This is a genomic window from Desulfurellaceae bacterium (assembly GCA_021296095.1).
Lineage (GTDB): Bacteria > Desulfobacterota > Binatia > Bin18 > Bin18 > JAAXHF01.
In genome coordinates, this window is the sequence record JAGWBB010000015.1 from 1 (window position 1) to 19,133 (window position 19,133).

A 19,133-nucleotide genomic window follows, 5' to 3' on the forward strand; every position below is an offset into this window, starting at 1 on the left:
GCGTGAGCTGAAACCACCAACCAGAGCCACACCGACCAGACCACACACGACGTGCTTTGTCCGCATCAGACACCTCCTGCGAAGATTTGCTCCGAGCCCTAGCACAATCCTGACACGGTTTTCAAATACAGAAGGTTTGCGTCATCTGTCTCCGGGCGAACGGGATGAGCCGGGGATGAGCGACGGCGCTCACGATCCACGCCTCATCATCCAGGCTCGCATTCCTCAATCCGCTCACGCGCGCCACACCGGGTCCCGGCCTTGCACAATTGCACAGAATCAGGAAATACTACGGGGACCTGTAAGGCAGAGTACACCCATGCAGAAGCAGATTCGCTCCAGAGTGCTTGCGGTCGGTCGCCCCCTGCGTGTCGAGCTTCAGCTTGACGGCGAGTGGCTTGAGCGGCTCCGCAAGCTCCTTCAAGACATGGGCGAAGGAGACGCAACGTATCCGCTCCATCGCTATCTTGAAGAGCTGCTTGAGGCCGATATCGTCCATAGGGAAAACCACAGCCGTCGCCACGCCCACTACCTGGAACGAGAGACGATTATGAGCTGGTTTGAACAGGGACGTAAGGCAGAGAGCGAGGCCCAGGCGGCTGTCGTCAAGCGTTGAGCCCCTGTTCCGGCAGCCAGCGGGAGAGAGGGCCCGCATTTTCCGTGTGCCGTCCAGCCTGCTTTTTCCGCGAGCCGTTCGCGTGAGACCGCTCTATGAGCCTGGCCAAACTGTGCATCATCCTCGTCCGTCCGAAATACTCGGGCAATATTGGCGCTGCCGCCCGCGCCATGGACAACTTCGGGGTGCAGGACTTACGCCTGGTTGAGCCGCCCGCCTTCCGCCGTCAGGAGGCGGAGACCATGGCGGTTCACGCCCGGGGCGTGCTGGACCGGCTGCGTATCTATCCGTCGCTGCGCGAGGCCAGCGCCGATTGCCACCGGGTCATCGGCACCACCTGCCGTTCGGGCCTGTACCGTGAGGGCGGGCGGGCACCACGCAGTCTGGCGGCCGAACTGGTGCCGACTCTGGACCTGAACCACAGCGCGCTGGTGTTCGGCCCCGAAGATACGGGCCTGACCAACGCCGACTTGCGCTACTGCCACGGTGTGGTGACCATCCCGACCGCCGCCCACTTTCGCTCCCTCAATGTCGCCCAGGCCGTCCTGATCTGCTGCTATGAACTCTTTCTGGCCGGGCAAGCGACCGCGACCGGCGACCCGTCTAGCGCTCGACATCCGGGTGATGGGACCGCACCCGTCCACGTCGCAGCCCGTGAACTTGCGCTTGCAGAACGCCAAGAGTTCATGTACGACAAATTGCAGCAGGCGCTCCTCAAGCTTGGGTTCCTGCACCGTGATAATCCAGACCACATCATGATGGCGTTTCGGCGCATACTCGGACGGGCGGGTCTGGAAGACCGCGATGTTCGCATTCTCCTGGGTCTGGCGCGCCAGATCGACTGGTATGCCACACATGGCTGGAGGTCACAGTCCTCGGAGCCGGCACGACACAACACGCAGTCAGCACACCGCAAATAGGCGAACCGCCCAGACACGGCCAGCCGACACCCACGCACCCAGGACGAGAACGACACAGCATGGCGGAAATCATCTCCATACGCAGTCTTCGCCAAGCCCGGCGCCGACACCAGGAACAGGTCGTGCTCGGCAGCTGTCTCGCGCTTATTGAACAGAGTCTGCACAATCAGCTCGACGAATTTGCGTCCGCCCCTGAAGAGGAACGGCCGGTGCGGGCGAGTAAAATTCGGAAGTTGGGAGAATTGTTGGAATACACGACCGGTCTGCTCTAAGGAGCTGCCCGGGCTCGAACTTCGCCCCGGTCACACGTCCGGTCCGTTACCCTGAAACGTCCCCACTTTGCGTTTCAGGCCAGGAAAGGAGTGTCATGGCAAAAGCTGCCGATTCGACACCGAAACGTGGAAAATCCACGGCCAAAACCGCAACCAGCGCAAGAAATGGCGCGAGTGCGGCAAAAACGACGACGGCCGCAAAACCGCGCAGTCGGGCGACGAAACAGGCTGCCGCGACCCGGGCAGCACCCGCCCTGGAACAGCCGCTCGCGCAGCTCACGGCCCGGGTCGACGCGCTGGAAGAAACCATCACCACGAGCGTGTCTACGCTCCACACCCAGCTGCAAGCAATGCAGGCCGAATGGCAGTCCATGAAGGACCTGCTGCAGACGGTGCAGCACGCCCAGCACGAAGCCCAAGAGCGCCAAGTCAGTCAGGCGACGACCAACGGTGCCGATCCCGAGGAACCGTCAGAAACCTTCTTGCCGATTGTCGCCGACCTCATCCGACGCAACCTGACCGAACACCTGTCGCCCATGACCGCCACCCTGCGCCGGCTTGAGGAACGGATCGGCTTTGTCAGCAATCGCCTCAAACCCGCTCCGGGCGGGCAACAGAAACAGTGGCGCCGAGATCAGCGCGACCAGCGCGACCAGCGCGACCAGGGCCACCACTCTCGCTCCCGCGGCCAGGGCGCGACTCGTCAGGGCCAGTCGGGCCAAGCCTGGACTCCCCCGTCTGCGGCGTCTGTTCAGGGACATTTTGCCCCCCGCCGGTATTCCAGCGACTTGCAGATCGGGGATGAGGACGAGTAAGGGACTGGCGTCTCTGTCTGACTGGCGAGGAGAACCCGCAAGGCGGTCGGCTAATCCAGGGCGTGGGGGTCGGCGCGCAGCCCAATATCACGCAGCGCGGCGCCAATCTGGCTCTTGCTCCGCTCCAGAGATTGAAACAGGGCAACCGCATCGGGGACCTCCGGGTCCCAGTAGGCGACCAGCTCGCCGTAGCGTTTCATGAGCGCCCGATTATCGGCAAGATCGTGGCCAACCCGAGCCCAGTGATTCTGGCCGCCTTTGACCGGCTTGGGTTCGACGCCAGCCGTCTCGTCCCGAGCGGTCAGGGCGTCCTGGAGGAGTTGCACGACTTGGTCCTGTTGTTCGGCAACCGCTCGGAGTTGGTCCGCTCCGGCGTGATGGGGAGCCCGCTCGGCATGCTCCCGCAACTGCTGGGCGAGCCCCTGCTCTTCGATGCAGTTGAGCACCAGATCCGACACAAGACTGCGCGCATCTTTGCTGGACGCCGGGTCTGATCCAATCAGACGTTCCCAAAAACCCATGGTTTTCTCCAGATCAATCCGAGCCGCTGGCGGGCTCTTCAGGGGACCGGAAGTAGCGTGTCGGCAGCGGCTTGTCAAGCTCGGTCCGGGGCGCTGCTCCGTCCCGGACGAACGATAGAGGTTTCTTTCCCAGCCGCTTTTCGTTATGAATAGGACATACGTCTGAGCGTCCACCCGAGGAGGAAGAGTTATGGCCCGGATCACCGTTGAAGACTGTCTGCACAAGATTCCCAACCGTTTCGAGCTGGTCGTCGTGGCGGCCCAACGGGCCAAAGAACTCCTCAAAGGAACGCTGCCCCTGGTGCCGTCCGACAATAAAGAAGTCGTCACCGCGCTGCGTGAAATCGCGGCCGAACAGGTCTGGAAAAAAACGCCCTCCGAATCCGAATAGTCCCGCCTCCTCCCAGATCTGAACAGACTCTCCAGCTATGCCCCACGAGCTTGACAAGACGGCGTTCGAAGCCGATCCGGCCGAGTCCCCACAGCGGGCGGCTTCGAGCGCACCCGAAGGCCCTGAGACCGCGCCTTCGGACACCCCGGTCTCGTCCGAGGTCGAGCCGCCGCCCGGGCCGGACACCGACACCGCGCTGGTCCCGACCGATTCGCTGAGCCGGTACATGGCCGAGATTCGACGCTATCCGCTGCTCAGTCCGGAAGAAGAGCACGATCTCGCCGTTCGCTACAAGGAGTACGGCGAGGTGCAGGCCGCCTACCGACTCGTCACGGCCAACCTGCGGCTCGTCGTGATGATCGCCCGCAAATACCAGCGGGCCTTTCGCAACCTGCTCGACTTGATCCAGGAGGGCAACGTCGGCCTGATGGAAGCGGTGCGCAATTTTGATCCCTACCGCGGCGTGCGCTTCCCCTCCTACGCCGTGTGGTGGGTGCGGGCGTATATCATCCGATATGTCATGAACAACTGGCGGATGGTCAAAATCGGCACCACCCAGGCCCAACGCAAGCTCTTCTTTAACCTGGAACGGGAAAGAAAGCGGCTCGAAGCCGAGGGTTTCTCGCCCGGGCCCAAATTGTTGGCACAGAATCTGGGCGTCAAGGAAGAAGAAGTGGTCGAGATGCAGCAACGGCTGTCTTCCCGAGACCTGTCTGTCGATACCCCGCTCGACACCCACGACGAGTCCTCGAGCATGCTCGATTTTCTGGCCGACCCTCAGGCCACGGTAGAGGAAGAGGTCTCGGCCGCCGAGTACCGGGCGCTGGTCAGAGAGCAAATGGACGCCTTCGCCCAGACCCTGAGCGGCAAGGACGCCGTCATCTTTCACCAGCGCTTATTGGCCGAGGAACCCCTCACCCTGCAGGAAATCGGCGATCAGTACAGCATCAGCCGAGAGCGGGTTCGCCAGTTGGAGAGTCGGCTGAAAAAAAGGCTCAAAGCCCATCTCATCCAGGAGTTCACCGAGCTGCGAGACCTGGATGTCGCCTTCGCCGATCATCGCTGAGTCTGGGGCGGCCTCGTTCGGTCCCGCCCCAGGCAGCCATTCAATCTTGCTCTCGGGCCTGGAATAAGGCTATAGTGCCGGTGTGCAACGAGCGCGGCAAGAACGCACAGCGGGCATTGTCATCATCGGCAATGAGATCCTCTCCGGCAAGACGGTCGATTCCAACTCAACCTTCCTGGCCCAAGAGCTTCGCAAAATCGGAGTGAGCCTGCGCCAAGTGGTGGTCATTCCGGATGAATTAGACCTGATCTCCTCGACCGTCCGCGACTTCCACCAGCAGTTCGATCTCGTTTTTACCTCGGGCGGCATCGGTCCGACCCACGACGACATCACCATGGAGGGGATTGCCATCGGTCTGGGCCGGCGGGTCATCCGCCACCCGGTTCTCGAAAACAAGCTGCTCGAATACGCGGCCAAGCGCACGCCCAACGCCGCCTATATGCGCATGGCGGATGTCCCGGAGGGAGCCGAACTGCTGTCAGAGGATCGCCTGCGTTTTCCAACCGTCAAAGTCGAAAACGTGTACATCCTGCCCGGCATTCCGGAAATTTTGCGGCAGAAATTCCTGGCCCTCAAAGACCGCTTCGCAACCAGTCCGTATTATCTCAAAACCATCTACGCCGACGCCTATGAGAGCAATATCGCGGCGTCCCTGAACGACACCCTTGAGCACTATCCCGAGTTGCTCTTGGGCTCCTATCCGAAAATCAACGATCCAGACTACCGGGTCAAACTGACGCTGGAATCCAAAGACCAGACCTATGTCGAGCAAGCCTTTACGCATTTGCTGAATGTCTTACCTCCGGGTTGTGTGGTGAAGACGGAGGGGTGAGAGGAGGACGCCATGAGAAAAATGGTACACCGCTGCGTATGCGGTGCGATCGTTGCGGGTTTGTTGGCTTGGCCGCAGCTGGTCGGCAGCGCCCGAGCCGACTATCTCGAAGAAACAGACATTCAGGCCGGCTCGGTCGTCCCCAACTATCTCGAAGACGCGGGCATCGGCACGGCGACCGTTGCGGCCAACGTGCTGTATATTCCGACCAAGCTGGGCTATGCCCTGCTCGGCGGGCTGACCGGAGGCGTGGCCTATGTCCTGACCGGGGCAAATTATCAGGTAGCGGAGCGCGTCTGGAAACCGTCGATGGGGGGCAATTACATTCTTAACAGAAACCATCTGCGCGGCACCGAGCGGATCTCTTTCAGCGCCCCAACGTCTCCCTAGAGCGAGAGGCGGAGTACGCGATGAAAACCGGACTGTGGGCGCTGCTCACTCTGTGTGTGATCGGCGCCGGGTTTCTGGGTGTCCGCTATTACCAGGCCAGGGCCGCAGCCGCAGCCTGGGACGGACCGGTCGCCGAGATTCTCAGCGAGACGCTCGACAAACAGGACGATACCCTGCGGGTCGAGTTCACCTCTCGGCTCGACGTCCCGGTGGCGCAGGTGATGCGGGCGCTGGCCGAACCCGAGCGAAGCCAGGAACTCAGCGACTCGGTGTACCGCTCCGAACTCGTCCGCCACCGCGGCAACCGCAAGATTGTCACGTTTGAAATGCGGGTCTTGGGTCGCCCCCAGGAGAGCACCCTGGCCTTTACTTTTTTGCCCCAGGAGAATCGGGTTCTGCTCGAAACGGTTGAGAACCAACTGACTGAGCTGAGCGGGGAATATGTGTTGACGCCGTCTCCCGACGGCAAAAAAACCCTGCTGACCTACCGGGCCTCAGCCAGGAATAAGACCCATATGCCGATTCCCCTGGCTCTGCAAAAAAGTGCCATGCGTGAGGCGTTCGTCCTGACCCTGCGGGGCCTCAAAAAAGGGCTGAGCGGCCAAGCCGAATCCTGACAGCAGACTCAGCCCTCGACCTCTTCGCCGGTGGCGGCAACCGACTCCGCAACCGCAGCGGACAGTTCGTCCTTATGCTGGCGCAGGAACTGGGCCACACTGGTGCTGGCTCGGAGCAGCATCTCCAGGTATGCGGTCTCCTCGCTGCTCGAGGCGGCCAGCGCCCGATAGTAGGCACCGAGCGCGACCAGCAAATCCGCGCGCTTGTCCGGAACCACCTCGAGCCGTTCGGACAGGCAGGTGTTGACCCCCTCGGCCAGGGCTTCGACCGTGGCCGAGTGCTCCTCGTCCATTTTGCTCGACAGCATCTCCTGCCATAACATTTCGACCGCATAGCGAGCGGCGTGCTGGCGTCGGAGCCCGGCGCTCAACTGATACAGCTGCGTGGCCAGGGCTGAGGCGCCAGCCGGGCGCTTGCGCGAGACCAGGGCGTTGGCTTTCAACAGGCGGGCGTGAAACTGGGCTAGACCCAGATGCTCAACCAGGCGGGTGATCAGATCGGTAAATTCTTGGGCGTTCAGCTGCGCCACCGCGTCGTCCCTCCTCCTCGTCCCGTTCGGGGCTGCTGGCGGTGATGATGACAAAAAGCGCACGGGACCGCAATCGGGCCGCCGCCGCTCAGCTTGCACCCCGCAGCCGCTTCCGCTAAACACACCAGCATGGAGAATGGAGCGTGATGAAAGCCCTGGTCTTCTCTGCTGAGCGGCAGCGCAAGGCGGCTCCCGCCTATCTCCCCGGCCTGGCCAATCTGCGCCTGACCGATGTCCCGGTCCCAGACCTACCCGACGACAACTGGGTCGTGGTCAAAAGCAAAATCGCCGGCATCTGCGGCAGCGATCTCGGCTTCCTGCGCTGGAAGTCGATGCCCTCGGCCGAGCCATATTTTCAGCTGCCCATCATCCCCGGCCATGAATTATTCGGTGAGGTGGAGGCCGTCGGCAGGCGGGTGAGCACGCTCCGGCCCGGCCAGCGCGTGTCCATTGACCCCAGCCTGGGCTGCCGGGAACGGGGCTTCAGAAAGCAGTGCCCGCAGTGTAAGGACGGCAATCCTGGAATCTGTGAGCACTTGGCCGAGGGCCGCCTCAAACCCGGTATCCTTATCGGCACCTGCCCGGACACCGGCGGCGGCTGGGGAGAATATTTTGTAGCCCACCGCAGACGCCTGTTTCCGGTGCCGGATACGATTGGCGACGACGAGGCCTCCCTGCTCGAACCCTTCTCGGTCTGCCTGCGGGCCGTGCTGAACAACCCCCCCCGCAAAAGAGAGCGGGTCGTGGTCATTGGGGCCGGGACGATCGGGCTGATGACTATTGCGGCGCTCAGGGCGGTTGAGCCGAGTTGTCGGGTTGCGTGTGTGGCCAAATACCCGTTCCAGGCCGAGCTGGCCGGCGCCCTGGGCGCGGACGACGTCATTGATGCCCGGCACGACGACGTGATGGAACGGGTCGGCGCTCTGGCCGACACGAAAGTCTACAAGCTGTCCGGCGGCGGGGCGATCCTGGCCGGTGGCGTACGCCTCGTCTACGATACCGTCACCAGCTCGCTGACCCTGAATCAGGCCCTGCGGATGGTGCGCGGCAAAGGCAGTCTGATCGTCCTGGGTCTGGCGGCACTCCCCGAGGGCGTGGACTGGACTCCGGTGTGGATGAAAGAGGTGTCGATTGTCGGCAGCCTCACCTACGGAGCCGAGGTGTTTCAGGGCAAACGCGCCGACACCTTTGCCCGGGCGATAGAGCTGGTCGCCCGGCGCCGGGCAGATCTGACCCCGATTCAACCCCACAAATATCCGCTCAGCCAGTACCGCCAGGCCCTGGGCCAGGCAGCCAGGAAAAAAAGCTCGGGCGCGGTCAAAATCTCCTTCGTGCCCGCAGACGTGTGACACGCCCTCCATGACCGGCCCCCGGACCACGATGTCTTCTGCGCCCCTCTTCTGGGGCTGATCGTTTGTATGCGAGATACAGATCTCTCCGCTCTCGAGTTTGACGCCGTGCTCCAACTGCTGGCCGACTGCGCCGTGTCGGCGTCCGGCCGGGAAGCCTGCGCGGCGATTCGTCCGGCCACCGATCCGCAGCAGATCGAAGAAAACAGCGAGCGGACCTGGCAGTTCTTCCGTCTGCTCGAGGAACAGCTCAGCCTGCCCCTGCATGCGTTTCCAGATATCCGACCAACCCTGCAAGCGGCCAGCCACGTTGGGGCGGTTCTTGACGGCCCACGGTTGCTTGAGATCCAAACCACGCTGGCCGTATCACGCCAGCTGGCCCAATTCTTTCAGCGTCATACCCAGCCCAACTCGCCATTGGCCGACCTGCCGGCCCGCCTGCCCGACCTGCCGGTCCTGGAACAGACGCTCGGGCGCTGCCTCGACGACAGCGGCAGTCTGAAGGATGAGGCCAGTCCGGCCTTGCGCACGCTGCGTCGCAGCGTGCGGACCCTGCGGGACGAGATTGAGCGGCGCCTGCGCGACCAGCTGCGTTCGTCCCAGCTGAAAGACGTTATCGCCGATCAGTATATTACGATTCGGAATAACCGTTTTGTTATCCCGGTCCGGGCGAATTTTCACTCCCGGTTGCAAGGGATTGTGCAAGACCGTTCCGGGTCGGGCGAGACGGTGTTTATTGAGCCGCTGTTTGCGGTCGCCCTGAATAACCGGCTCACCCTGGCCAGCAAGGAAGTCGAGGCCGAAGAGCACCGTCTGTTAGCCTGGCTGACCGGGCTGGTCAGCCAGGAGTTGCCCCAGTTGGAGCATCTCTTCGACACCCTGACCGAGGTTGATGTGCTGCACGCCAAGGTCATGCTGGCCCGCAAGCAGGGTGGGACCAAACCACGCTTTGGCGGCACGGCGTTTCGTCTGACCAGGGCTCGCCATCCGCTGTTGCTGGCCTCGGGTCAGGCGGTCGTGCCGGTCGACCTGCACATCCCCCAGGGCAAGCTGGGCCTGATTATCAGCGGCCCCAACACGGGCGGAAAGACCGCCGCCCTCAAAACCCTCGGCCTGCTGTGTCTGATGGCCCACAGCGGGCTGCTCATTCCAGCCGAAGAGGAGAGCCAACTGCCCTTCTTACACGGAGTGTTCAGCGATATCGGCGACCAACAGTCGCTGGCGCACAGCCTTTCGACGTTTTCTGCCCATATCAAAAACGTGTCGGACATCCTCCGCGACGCGGTTCCACCCGCCCTCATTGTGTTTGACGAACCGGGCGGCGGGACCGACCCGATTGAGGGCGGCGCTCTGGCCTGCGGTCTGCTCAGTCATCTGAAAGACCGGGGTATCTTTGTGGCGGCCTCAACCCATCTGACACCAGTCAAGCTGTTTGCCCTGGCCGATGGAGACTATCAGGTCGCAGCCGTCAACTTTGATCTGGAAACCCTGACCCCGCACTACGCCCTGGACTATGACACGGTCGGCCAGAGTCTGGGGCTGCCCATGGCCCGGCGGCTGGGTCTGTCGGAAGACGTGTGTCTGGCGGCCGAGGCGTCCCTGTCCCACGAAGCCCGCCAACTGTCTGAGGCCATGACCAGCCTGGAAACCTCACAGGCCGCGCTGGACAAGGAGCGCAGCCGGGTGGCCGAGGAGTGGAAAAAAGCTGCGGCTCTGCGCAAAAAACAGCGGGCTCTGCTGACTGAGGCGGAAGAGCACAGACGCCACATGTGGCAGGACGAGCTGGCCGAGGCCAAGACCCTGGTGCGCACTTTGCGCGAAGAAGGTCGCGCCCTGGTCGCCAACCTCCGTCGCCGGGCGGCCGGTCCGCAGGCCGAGCGCCATAAGGCGCAGCGGAGCTTGGGCCAGTTCCTGCACGAGCAACGGGGCGCTATTGCGCACAAGGAACACGCGCTGCGCCCCGCCCAGAGCGACGGGCCGACACCGCCCCAGATCGGCGATCAGGTCGAAGCCCAGAACGGCAAGATTCGGGGCGAACTGATCGCCCTGAGCGGACAGCGAGCCCGCATTCGGAGCGGCGGATTGACCTTTGAGATGGCACTCAACAAGGTCCGTAAGGCCGGCAAGGTCAAACGCCAGCGTGCGATCCATGTCAATGTCCAACGCACCGATACCGTCCAGCCGGAGGTCAACCTGTTGGGCTTACGGGTGCACGAAGCCCTGCCCCGTCTGGCCGAGTTTTTGGATCAAGCCATGCTGAACCGTCAGTCATCGGTGCGCGTCGTCCACGGCTTCGGCAGCGGAGCCTTGCGCCGAGCGATCCAGGATTTCCTGTCTCAGTCTCCGTACTGCGCCTCGTATAACGAAGCTCCGCAAAACGAGGGCGGCGGCGGCGCGACGATCGTCAATCTGGCGGGCTAAAGAGGAAACGTGTCATCCTTCCCTGCTTGGACTGTTGACACGTTTCCTCTTTACAACCCGAAATCTGTTGGCCGAGCTGATCCTCGACGCCCTGGACAATCCCCGCGCCGCCACCGCAGTCCGCTGTCTGGCCGCCTACGCCCGGATCGCCAGACGCAGCCCGCCGGTGGTCAGCCCTGGACAGCTCCTGGCTCCCGCGCCGGCGGCCGAGCGAGAGCAGGTTCGACGCCATTTGGAAGGCCACGCCCTGTTGAGTTGGCGTCAGCGCGGCCCGGTCCGACAGGTAACGCTGGCGTCGGAACTCGGGCCGGACTGGAGCCAGGTCGCGGCCAAGCTCCAGCGCTACGGCCACGCCCTTACAGGCTGGCAGCCCCGGCCAGAACTTTCCGAACTCACTCTGGCCGTCCGCAAGGGGGTGCTCCTCTTCAACCATCGGCTCTTTTTTGAGGTCCACGAGGTGTTGGAAGCCCAGTGGATACAAGAGGTCGATCCCGAGCGACGCTTCTTGCAGGGGCTGATTCAGATTGCGGTGGCGTTCTACCACCTCGGCAACCACAATCTGAACGGGGCACTCTCGCTTCTGGGCGACGGCCTGGACAAGATCAGGCCCCACGCCCCGGCCTATCTGGGGCTGGCGCTGTCCGATTTCATTGTCGGGCTGGAGCGCTGCGACGAGGAGCTGAAGCGGCTCGGTCCGCAGGGCCTGGGGCGGTTTCAAGACACGCACATCCCCAGCCTCCAGCACACCGAAGCATGACAAAGGCAATCGTGATAACAGACGGATGAAAGGAGATCACGATTGCCTTTGCTACCGCCTGGCAGAACTCAGGGTTCAGTGTGTTCTGCCCCGGTCGAGCGCTCAGAGCTGAGCTATTCCTCCTTCACGTACTCCTGCAGCCAGCCGGCCTTGCGACCACGCCTGACGAACTCGGCCACAGAGCGGCCGGCAATTTCAGAGAAGGCGATCGCGTCATACGTCTCGGGGTTATACATGCACGCCCGGTCCTGGTTCTCCATGAATCCCAGGCGGCTCAGCAACTGCTGAATCGAGGGCATGCGCAGCATTGCGGCCTCGGTCAGAATACCGGCGCGTTTTGTGTCGGGGGCCGGTGTGTCCTCGCCCTCACCGTCGGGTTTGCGGATCGCGGCCACTTTGTAAAGAGCCTCGACTTCATACCAGCCGCGCAGCCGGGCCCGGTCCCAGGCTACACAGACCAGATCCATACCCAGCGAGATTTCAACAATCCTGCCGCTATCAGGACCCTCGACGCGATACGCACCGCCCAGCGTGACGCGCTGCCGGTCGGGTAACACAACCTCGTCTCCGAGGTCGGGAAGCAATATCGGCATAGTGCGGTCTCCTTATCTGCTCAGCCACCCCGGGGTGGCTTGGGTCTGAATTCAAAATTCTTCCTGCACACGCAGAAACGAGGCAAAGCGGGGGACACCGGCCTGGGTGAAGCCCTGATGCTTAAAACGGATTGTACTGCCGACCGGTGGCGGACTGTTCCGCTCGGCATCGGAAAAGCCGGAGCCAATGGCAAACTGCACGCCGTTGGGGAGTTCGACCCGCAGGGAGCCGAGGCGACCGGCGTTCCGTCCCGAGCCGGGCAGGTGTTCGAGGACGAGCGCTCGGCCCTCTTGAAAGGTTTTGACTTTGAAGATCGCGGCAGAGCGCCCGGCAGTATAGACAGACTCGGGCTGGCGCAGGATCAGCCCCTCTCCGCCTAGGACTTCGACTTCGGCGAGTTTCTGGCGGAGATGTTGCTCGTCCCGACAGGTCTCATGCTCGACGATAGACACATACGGGTTCGGGTGGGCTTCAAACCACTCACGGGCAAAGGCCAGGCGCCGCTCAAATCCGCCCTCGGCCTGGGGCGCGTCAAAAATCATATACCGGACAGACCGCCAGTCGTCGTGCGGGGTCTGGCGGCGCACGATGCTGGAGATTTCGGCGAACTGCTGCCGACCGGTCCACAGCTCTCCGTCCAAAGCAACAGTCGGAAAATTTGCGGTAAACCAGGCCGGCACGGCAAAGGCATTGCCGGCCCGGGACACGAGTTGGCTGCCGGTCCAGTAGCCCCGAATGCCGTCCAGTTTCTCACTCATCCACCAGCCCCGGATGTCCACACCCGGCTCCCAACTCCGAGCCAGCATGGCCGGGGCGGGCTGCGGTTCGGCCGGGCCGACGGACGGGACGGGAAACAGGCAGGCAAGGCCCAGCAGCCACACACCGACGAGGCCGCCCAGCCTGACGTGTCGTCGGCTATCCACTCGTCACCGGCTAGCTGTCACCGACAACCGACACCCGGCTGTCCGGGTCGATGACTTCGAGCAGCTCGACCACATTTCCGTCCGGGTCGCGTCCATAGGTCGCCCGCAGGCCATTGCCGGCTCCCTGTGGCGGACAGTGAAAGCGCATCCCGGCGGCTTTCAGACGCGCGTACTCGCCCTCGATATCGCTCACCTCCAAACACAGGTGGGTGATGCCATGATCGCACACCGGCCGGTTCGGATCGCCCGGCTCGGGACGTGGTGCGGCGTACTGAAACAGCTCCACACACGCGTTGCCGGCCCGCAGCATCACCACCTGGGCGGCCGAGTCGCGCAGGCCGGTAATGTTATCGACCACGGTGTTGCCGGCCTGCCAGTCAAAATTGAACACCTCCTCAAAACCGAGGAGGTCCTTGTAAAACCGGAGCGCACGTTCCATGTCTCCGGTCGAGATCGCGGTGTGATGAATGCCTCGAATCATAACCAGCCCTCCTTCAAAGTGGACGATGCTCTCTTCTTGCTCAGATGGTCATCCTGGTCCATTTTGTGATCAATCAGCTTCGATTGGCGACCTTGATAATCGACGTCTTCCAGACCTCGACCGCCGGCCGGTCATCCAGATAGTAGGCCTGATAGAATGTCACCCACTCGTTCTCGCCCCGTTTCCACTTCTTGATCGGCGTACAGCGCAGCTCGACCTCATCGCCGACCCGGATCAGCTGGCGGGTCAGTATTGTGCTGCCGGTGTGAATCCAGAACGGCATCACAAACTGGTGCTGGACCGCCATACTGCCCTGGGCCATCAGCAGCCCCGGGTGGAGCGGCGGCGTCTCACCCTCCACATACAGCGGCAGCTGATCGTGGGTCAGCTCGCAATAAGTGCTCTGCTGAGCGGATTTGACCCGAAAACGGAAGGGCCGAAACGGCGTGTTGAGCGACATGCGCTGCCAGGTTCCGAGCTGCCGCTTGCCCTGCCAGTCCTGGGCCACGAGGGCGGCCAGGGGATCGAGTTCAGGCAGCGTGGCCGGCATATGGGTACGCATCTCGATCAGCTCCTGGTCGTCGGCATTGGTGGCCTGAATACAAAAGGCCGGATCACCGTCGTCGCTCGTTTCCGGCCGGATATGGGACGTGACGTAATCGTCGTCATAGGCCGGGGCCTTGAAGCGCAGGCTGAACCAGTGCCGTCCCAGCCAGCGCTCGCCGTAGCGCTCGACCAGGGGCCGGATCATCTGCCCATACACGATCGCCCCGCCGACGATGGAGCCCTTAAAGCCCATGGCTTGGGCGCCCTCGCGGCTATGCGCCTTGTTCTCACCCTCCCGGGTGTTGCGGGTCTGGAAAACGTAGGATTCAAAGACGGCGGATGTCGATTCGGGTGCGCTCATAGCCCCTCCCCCCTTGGTGCGGCTTCCCAAGCGGCACTAAAGGCAATCGTGATAACAGACAGATGAAAGGAGATCACGATTGCCTTTATAGGAAGGCGCGTTCTGAGCGTCAAGGCGCGGAGAGACGGCACGTCAGGCAGCCGCAAAACGCCGGATCGCCTCCAGCACACCCTGGGCAACGGCGCGCGGTCGCTCGGCAATGCCGTGGACATGTTCTTCTTGTCCACGCGGATCGACCTCGGCAATCTTCGTGCCCTGGCTGACCCGAATACCGTCTCTGGTCAGACCGCGAATGATGCCCGACACCTGGGCGCGTAGCTCGGTCTGTCCAACCCGGCCCAAGACCTGACCGACCCGGACTTGGCGCCCCACGTCCAGAGCCGTCCGAAAAACGCCGTCGCTCGGCGCGTACGTATAGCGCTCCCTGGCGTAGCCCTGGATCGCAATCGGCCGGCCGGTGTAGGCTTCGGCGCCGCCGCTGGTAATGACCGTGCCCAGGTTCGGGCCGCGGTTGGTTTCAATCACACAGTGGACGGTCTCGCCGGCCGAAAAGCCCGGCCCCAGGCCAATGACCAGGGGGGCCTGATCAATCTGTTTCTCGGCAATCTGGCGCTTGCGCATCCGGGCGTCGATCAGCACCCGGGGCGACAGTACGGTCAGCAGGGTTGCAAGCGACCCGGTGTAGACCGGCACGCAGCCGCCCTGGCCGAGCAGGCTGGTCACGCGGTCGAGCGTCTCGGCGTGCTCGGCCCGCACGCCTTCAAGCTCAACCGTGCCTTCGAAGACCGCCGCCGCAAAAGTGCCGGAGTCGGGCTTTCGACAATCATCGGCCGATAGCCGTGGCTGAAGAGCTGGTGGGCGACGGCCGACGCCAGGTCTCCTCCGCCCCTGATTACAAAGGGAGAAAACACGGTTCTTTGCCTACGTGGGAACGGCAGCTGCCCGAGACACCCGCACCAACATATCCAGTAAGTCCTCCACGACGACCGCAGGGTTCTGACACAAGCCAGCGTGTACCGGCGAGGTCTGAATGATCGTACTCCGAGGAGCGACCAGCCAGTGGAAGCGCTCCTGCTGCGATAATTGGCCAATCGGTCCTGCCCTCTCACCAGCGGTACAGATAGCGGAGATAGACGCAAGATGCGCTCTCAGGGTTTCCATATCGAGCGTGGCATCCACGGCGCGCAACCGTTTTTCGTCGAGTTCAATGCGCGCTTCCAAGAAGTCTGTGGCTGAGCAGAAAACGATCACGCCGACGTTGAGAAACTCTCCCCGCTCAACCTTGGGCACGACACGTATGACAGCGTAATCATACGGATAGGGATCGGGCACGGAGCGCCTCCTCCAAAAAATCACGCGGCGGCGTGAGCCGGCTGAGAAAGTACTCAATGTAGGCGTTTCGGTGTTGGTCGCTCGTGTCGAACGGAGCAGCGTCAAGCAACCACGCCTCGGGAATGCAGCTCACAATGCGTTCAACGACTTGCGGTGTCAGCCGCGCTGCCAGCTTCACGTTTGCGTCGTGGAGCGCGCTTGCAAACGGCAGCAACACATGGTCTTTGACCATTGGGAAACGGTCTCGGCTGCGTTCCAGATACGTGCTGCGACTGTGGTGGAAGTACAGCGCCGCACCATGATCGATGAGCCACACCTGACGGTGCCAGACCAGCATATTCACGTTGCGCGGTGTCCGGTCAATGTTCGTCACATACGCGTCGAACCACACGATCGCAGAGGCAAGGTCTGCATCGGGCCGCAGCGCAACCGGGTCAAACGTCACTGAGCCGGGCAGATAATCGAGCGCCAAGTTCAGGCCGGCGCTGGCTCGGATGAGATCTTGTATTTCCGGGTCAGGCTCAGTCCGAGCCAGCGCTGGGTCAAGTTCAACAAGGACAATCTCAGGCACGGGCAGTCCTAAAGCACGCGCAATCTCGCCTGCGATTAACTCCGCAATGAGCGCTTTCGGTCCTTGGCCGGCGCCGTGGAACTTCAGCACATACATGCCGTCATCATCGGCTTCGATAATGGCGGGCAGGGAGCCGCCTTCCCGCAGGGGGGTGACATATCGGGTGGCTGTCACTGTTCTCACGGCTGTCCTCAGGCTGCCCACTTCCTGTCTGTACTGGCATGGTCGATCATCAGATCAAAAACGGCATCGCATTGATGTCATTTTTCGCCCTTCTCAGTTCTATTTCTCAGACGATCCAGCGGCCATCCTGACGAATAGCGTCATACATCGCGTCTGGCGCGAGATCGGCTCCATTCGGCCACTGCACGGCACCCATTCGGACATCGACACGAGTGAAGAAATCCGCTTCCCGCAGTGCCTCGAATACGGTTCCTTCAACTTTTGGGTCTGCAAGGAATTGGTTGAGGTCCACTTCTCCTTGTGTTCCGTCTGCAAAGGCGACTTTCAGACGCCTCTCGGACAACGCCGTGACCGAGACAACCCGCCATGGCACGGTATGCCGTATCTCCGGCACTACTTCAGGGGCTCGATCAGGTTTGGGGTCTGCAACTGACTGCATAGATTCCAGTCCTCCCTGAGCTCGTCGCGGTGTTCCGCTGCCCATTCGAGAACGAGAGCGAGGGCTCTCTGAGGGAGCGAGCCGCGTAAGACACGAAGATCACGCAAGTCGATGAGCGCTTCATGTTCGCCATACAGCGCATGAAAATGTGGTGGGCTATGGTCCCGCCAGAACATCTGGATCACGATACCATAGAATAGACTGAGCGTTGGCATTGTATATTCTCTGGATGGCTCTTCACTCAAGACTATTATCACCCGCCAGTTGCTTCACATTATGTACAATGACTGGCTCATGCGCGACGGCAATTTTTGTCGGCGAATTTCAGGAAGATCAGCCCCAGCACCGGCGTTGAGTATTCGCTGGCTTTCAGGTCCGAGTTTGCCCGCAGGGTATCGGCGGCAGCCCACAGGTCATTTTCGAGTTGTTTGAGGTGTTCTTTGGTCATTATTGTTCGTCCTACCCATCGAGGTAGCGATCTTTGAGCTGGGCCAGCAGCCCGCTGAGATTGCCCACCGCCACCACGCGCCACACACCCTCGTCGGCTCTGCGCATGCTGACCTCAAGCTCCTCCCCGTCTCGTATCGGGATCACAAACAGCCGGGCACCGTCCCGCGTTTCGCCGACAAAGATCGCACCGATAATCGCCAGGGTCGGAATGTCGGGCAAGGGCCGACTCCGGTCACGAATGACCTGCTCAACCACGAGCGCCGTACCGGCCGAGACGAGACCACGGAACTCGCTGCTCAGGGCTCGCAGCCCCTGCCGCATAAGGTCGGCCAGCGAGCCTCCGCCAACCGGCCCGTCTGGTTCGGGCGGCTTGAGGCCCAGTTCGTCAACCGCATGGTTGATCACACTGTCGATATCCACATAGCGGGTAAAGCGTTCATAGTCGTGCGTGTCCAAGGCCCGCTGGATGTGGTACAGCGAATAGGATGGGGTGAAGGTCCAGACCATACCTCCGACCAGCACGAACACGATGACCGCACCGAGGCCGACGATGAGCCGATTTGATCGCTGTGGTTTTGTGGATGGGGGCTGTTCCATGACAGCCCATCATATACGAGGAAGGCCCCCGCCGTCAGCCAGCCCCATTGGGGAAGAGGAGCGGAACAACCTCTTGACACAATTCCGACACTGAATAAAATGATCGCACTGTTCAGTATTGCAACTCTTCAGTAAACCGAAAAAGGGAAGCTGCCATGCAGAAATTGCCGTCCCACGCCCACGAAGTCGCCGCCAACGGTCCGGCGGTTGTCACCCAGTTCCTTGATGTTGAAACGCCGGAAATGCGCAGCCTGTACGAGAAGGCCAAGCGCGACCAGTGGAACGCCTCAACCGATATCGACTGGGACAGCGGCCTGGCCCCGGACTGCGGTATTCTGCCCGACGGCCTGATCGACATTTACGGTACCCCGTACTGGGAGCGGATGAGCGCGGCCGAACGGCTCCAGCTCAACCGCCATTTCTCGGCCTGGCGGATGAGCCAGCTCATGTACGGCGAGCAGTTCGCCCTCATGGTGTGTGGGCAGATCGCCAACGCCGTGCCCGGCATTGATGCCAAGTTTTTCATGGCCACCCAGGTCATGGACGAAGCCCGCCATTCCGAGGTCCTGGCCCGCTATCTGTACGAAAAAGTCGGCGTCACCTACCCCCTCACCTCGAACCTGAGCGACATGTTTGACCGCGTGCTTGAAACGCCGCTGTGGTACCTCAAGACCGTCGGCACCCAGCTAGTTGCCGAAACCCTGGCCGTGTCGCTGTTTCGGATGCTGGCCGACCACAGCCCGGACCCGCTGATCAGCCAGATCTGCCGCCGCATTCTGGCCGACGAATCCCGACACATGGGCTTCGGCATGCTGAGCCTGCCCGAGCAGGTCACCGAGCTGTCCGACCGGGAAATCGAAGAAGCCGAAGACTTTGCCTGTGTTGCCACCGCCGGCCTGCTCCAGGGCCAATTCCCCCAGGAGGCGTATGAAGCGGTTGGTTTCAGCAAAGCCGAGATTTCCGACATCAAAACCATGCGCCGCACGGCGGCCGAGAAGAACGAATACGTCGCCTTCCGCCAGTACTTCAAAAAAGACTTCCACACCGCCCTGTGGAGCAACATGGACAAGGTGGGTCTGCTGAGCCAGCGCGCCATCGACAGGCTGGGCACGATGGGCATCTGCGCGCCCGAGCGCAGCGCGGCCGCAGCCTGACGACC

The 19,133-nt window shown here is 62.1% G+C and carries 26 protein-coding genes; 13 read left to right on the plus strand and 13 right to left on the minus strand.

The window, feature by feature from the left end; translation table 11 throughout:
- The first annotated feature begins 319 nt into the window (after window positions 1-319).
- From J4F42_05045 to J4F42_05060, 4 genes are all read left to right on the plus strand, one after another.
- Entirely contained in the window at window positions 320-616 is a 297-nt protein-coding gene (locus J4F42_05045; GenBank protein MCE2484855.1) for a hypothetical protein, read from the plus strand.
- Between the two features lie 95 nt (window positions 617-711).
- The gene (locus J4F42_05050; GenBank protein ID MCE2484856.1) at window positions 712-1,536 is read left to right on the plus strand and encodes an RNA methyltransferase; all 825 of its coding nucleotides are present in this window, start codon (window positions 712-714) and stop codon (window positions 1,534-1,536) included.
- A gap of 59 nt (window positions 1,537-1,595) precedes the next feature.
- Window positions 1,596-1,808 carry a hypothetical protein gene (locus J4F42_05055; GenBank protein ID MCE2484857.1) on the plus strand — a complete coding sequence of 71 codons (213 nt, stop codon included), beginning with the start codon at window positions 1,596-1,598 and terminating at the stop codon, window positions 1,806-1,808.
- 95 nt (window positions 1,809-1,903) lie between these two features.
- Window positions 1,904-2,623: a hypothetical protein gene (locus J4F42_05060; GenBank protein MCE2484858.1), complete on the plus strand. Its 720-nt coding sequence runs from the start codon at window positions 1,904-1,906 to the stop codon at window positions 2,621-2,623.
- A gap of 50 nt (window positions 2,624-2,673) precedes the next feature.
- Here the strand turns inward: J4F42_05060 and J4F42_05065 are convergent, their stop codons facing one another.
- Window positions 2,674-3,144, minus strand: a complete 471-nt coding sequence (locus tag J4F42_05065; GenBank protein MCE2484859.1) for a hypothetical protein — start codon at window positions 3,142-3,144, stop codon at window positions 2,674-2,676.
- A 190-nt stretch (window positions 3,145-3,334) separates the two neighbouring features.
- Here J4F42_05065 and J4F42_05070 point away from each other — a divergent pair, with 190 nt between their 5' ends.
- The 5 genes from J4F42_05070 (at window position 3,335) to J4F42_05090 (ending at window position 6,440) form a co-directional block, all read left to right on the plus strand.
- Window positions 3,335-3,535, plus strand: coding sequence for a DNA-directed RNA polymerase subunit omega (locus J4F42_05070; GenBank protein MCE2484860.1), 201 nt, complete (start codon window positions 3,335-3,337; stop codon window positions 3,533-3,535).
- Window positions 3,536-3,572: 37 nt separating this feature from the next.
- Window positions 3,573-4,601 (plus strand): RNA polymerase factor sigma-32, encoded by a 1,029-nt coding sequence (locus J4F42_05075; GenBank protein ID MCE2484861.1) that lies wholly within the window; start codon window positions 3,573-3,575, stop codon window positions 4,599-4,601.
- 82 nt (window positions 4,602-4,683) lie between these two features.
- Complete coding sequence (locus tag J4F42_05080) at window positions 4,684-5,433, plus strand: competence/damage-inducible protein A (protein MCE2484862.1); 750 nt, start codon at window positions 4,684-4,686, stop codon at window positions 5,431-5,433.
- A 12-nt stretch (window positions 5,434-5,445) separates the two neighbouring features.
- On the plus strand, window positions 5,446-5,823 hold the full coding sequence (locus J4F42_05085; protein ID MCE2484863.1) for a hypothetical protein: 378 nt from the start codon (window positions 5,446-5,448) through the stop codon (window positions 5,821-5,823).
- Window positions 5,824-5,843: 20 nt separating this feature from the next.
- Window positions 5,844-6,440 carry a hypothetical protein gene (locus J4F42_05090; protein ID MCE2484864.1) on the plus strand — a complete coding sequence of 199 codons (597 nt, stop codon included), beginning with the start codon at window positions 5,844-5,846 and terminating at the stop codon, window positions 6,438-6,440.
- Window positions 6,441-6,448: 8 nt separating this feature from the next.
- On the opposite strand, the gene J4F42_05095 is transcribed toward J4F42_05090, so the two are convergent.
- Entirely contained in the window at window positions 6,449-6,970 is a 522-nt protein-coding gene (locus tag J4F42_05095; GenBank protein ID MCE2484865.1) for a hypothetical protein, read from the minus strand.
- A 146-nt stretch (window positions 6,971-7,116) separates the two neighbouring features.
- On the opposite strand from J4F42_05095, the gene J4F42_05100 reads away from it, so the two are divergent.
- The 3 genes from J4F42_05100 (at window position 7,117) to J4F42_05110 (ending at window position 11,497) form a co-directional block, all read left to right on the plus strand.
- Window positions 7,117-8,319: an alcohol dehydrogenase catalytic domain-containing protein gene (locus J4F42_05100; protein MCE2484866.1), complete on the plus strand. Its 1,203-nt coding sequence runs from the start codon at window positions 7,117-7,119 to the stop codon at window positions 8,317-8,319.
- A gap of 69 nt (window positions 8,320-8,388) precedes the next feature.
- Entirely contained in the window at window positions 8,389-10,740 is a 2,352-nt protein-coding gene (locus tag J4F42_05105) for an endonuclease MutS2 (GenBank protein ID MCE2484867.1), read from the plus strand.
- A gap of 67 nt (window positions 10,741-10,807) precedes the next feature.
- Entirely contained in the window at window positions 10,808-11,497 is a 690-nt protein-coding gene (locus J4F42_05110; protein ID MCE2484868.1) for a DUF309 domain-containing protein, read from the plus strand.
- Between the two features lie 113 nt (window positions 11,498-11,610).
- On the opposite strand, the gene J4F42_05115 is transcribed toward J4F42_05110, so the two are convergent.
- The 11 genes from J4F42_05115 to J4F42_05165 form a co-directional block, all read right to left on the minus strand.
- Complete coding sequence (locus J4F42_05115) at window positions 11,611-12,090, minus strand: hypothetical protein (protein MCE2484869.1); 480 nt, start codon at window positions 12,088-12,090, stop codon at window positions 11,611-11,613.
- Window positions 12,091-12,141: 51 nt separating this feature from the next.
- Window positions 12,142-13,014, minus strand: a complete 873-nt coding sequence (locus J4F42_05120) for a DNA ligase (GenBank protein MCE2484870.1) — start codon at window positions 13,012-13,014, stop codon at window positions 12,142-12,144.
- Window positions 13,015-13,024: 10 nt separating this feature from the next.
- Window positions 13,025-13,495 (minus strand): VOC family protein, encoded by a 471-nt coding sequence (locus tag J4F42_05125; GenBank protein ID MCE2484871.1) that lies wholly within the window; start codon window positions 13,493-13,495, stop codon window positions 13,025-13,027.
- A gap of 73 nt (window positions 13,496-13,568) precedes the next feature.
- Window positions 13,569-14,402 (minus strand): hypothetical protein, encoded by an 834-nt coding sequence (locus tag J4F42_05130; protein MCE2484872.1) that lies wholly within the window; start codon window positions 14,400-14,402, stop codon window positions 13,569-13,571.
- A gap of 132 nt (window positions 14,403-14,534) precedes the next feature.
- Window positions 14,535-15,158: a hypothetical protein gene (locus tag J4F42_05135; protein ID MCE2484873.1), complete on the minus strand. Its 624-nt coding sequence runs from the start codon at window positions 15,156-15,158 to the stop codon at window positions 14,535-14,537.
- Window positions 15,159-15,323: 165 nt separating this feature from the next.
- Window positions 15,324-15,734: a DUF3037 domain-containing protein gene (locus J4F42_05140; protein MCE2484874.1), complete on the minus strand. Its 411-nt coding sequence runs from the start codon at window positions 15,732-15,734 to the stop codon at window positions 15,324-15,326.
- Window positions 15,712-16,401, minus strand: a complete 690-nt coding sequence (locus tag J4F42_05145) for a hypothetical protein (GenBank protein ID MCE2484875.1) — start codon at window positions 16,399-16,401, stop codon at window positions 15,712-15,714. The genes J4F42_05140 and J4F42_05145 overlap by 23 nt, the downstream gene beginning before the upstream one ends.
- A gap of 193 nt (window positions 16,402-16,594) precedes the next feature.
- Window positions 16,595-16,927: a DUF2442 domain-containing protein gene (locus tag J4F42_05150; protein ID MCE2484876.1), complete on the minus strand. Its 333-nt coding sequence runs from the start codon at window positions 16,925-16,927 to the stop codon at window positions 16,595-16,597.
- Window positions 16,882-17,142: a DUF4160 domain-containing protein gene (locus tag J4F42_05155; protein ID MCE2484877.1), complete on the minus strand. Its 261-nt coding sequence runs from the start codon at window positions 17,140-17,142 to the stop codon at window positions 16,882-16,884. Before J4F42_05155 ends, J4F42_05150 begins: the two co-directional genes overlap by 46 nt.
- A 77-nt stretch (window positions 17,143-17,219) precedes the next feature.
- Entirely contained in the window at window positions 17,220-17,375 is a 156-nt protein-coding gene (locus tag J4F42_05160) for a type I restriction-modification system subunit M N-terminal domain-containing protein (GenBank protein ID MCE2484878.1), read from the minus strand.
- Window positions 17,376-17,386: 11 nt separating this feature from the next.
- Window positions 17,387-17,974 carry a hypothetical protein gene (locus tag J4F42_05165; protein MCE2484879.1) on the minus strand — a complete coding sequence of 196 codons (588 nt, stop codon included), beginning with the start codon at window positions 17,972-17,974 and terminating at the stop codon, window positions 17,387-17,389.
- A 155-nt stretch (window positions 17,975-18,129) separates the two neighbouring features.
- Here J4F42_05165 and J4F42_05170 point away from each other — a divergent pair, with 155 nt between their 5' ends.
- Window positions 18,130-19,128 carry a ferritin-like domain-containing protein gene (locus J4F42_05170; GenBank protein ID MCE2484880.1) on the plus strand — a complete coding sequence of 333 codons (999 nt, stop codon included), beginning with the start codon at window positions 18,130-18,132 and terminating at the stop codon, window positions 19,126-19,128.
- Window positions 19,129-19,133 lie beyond the last annotated feature (5 nt).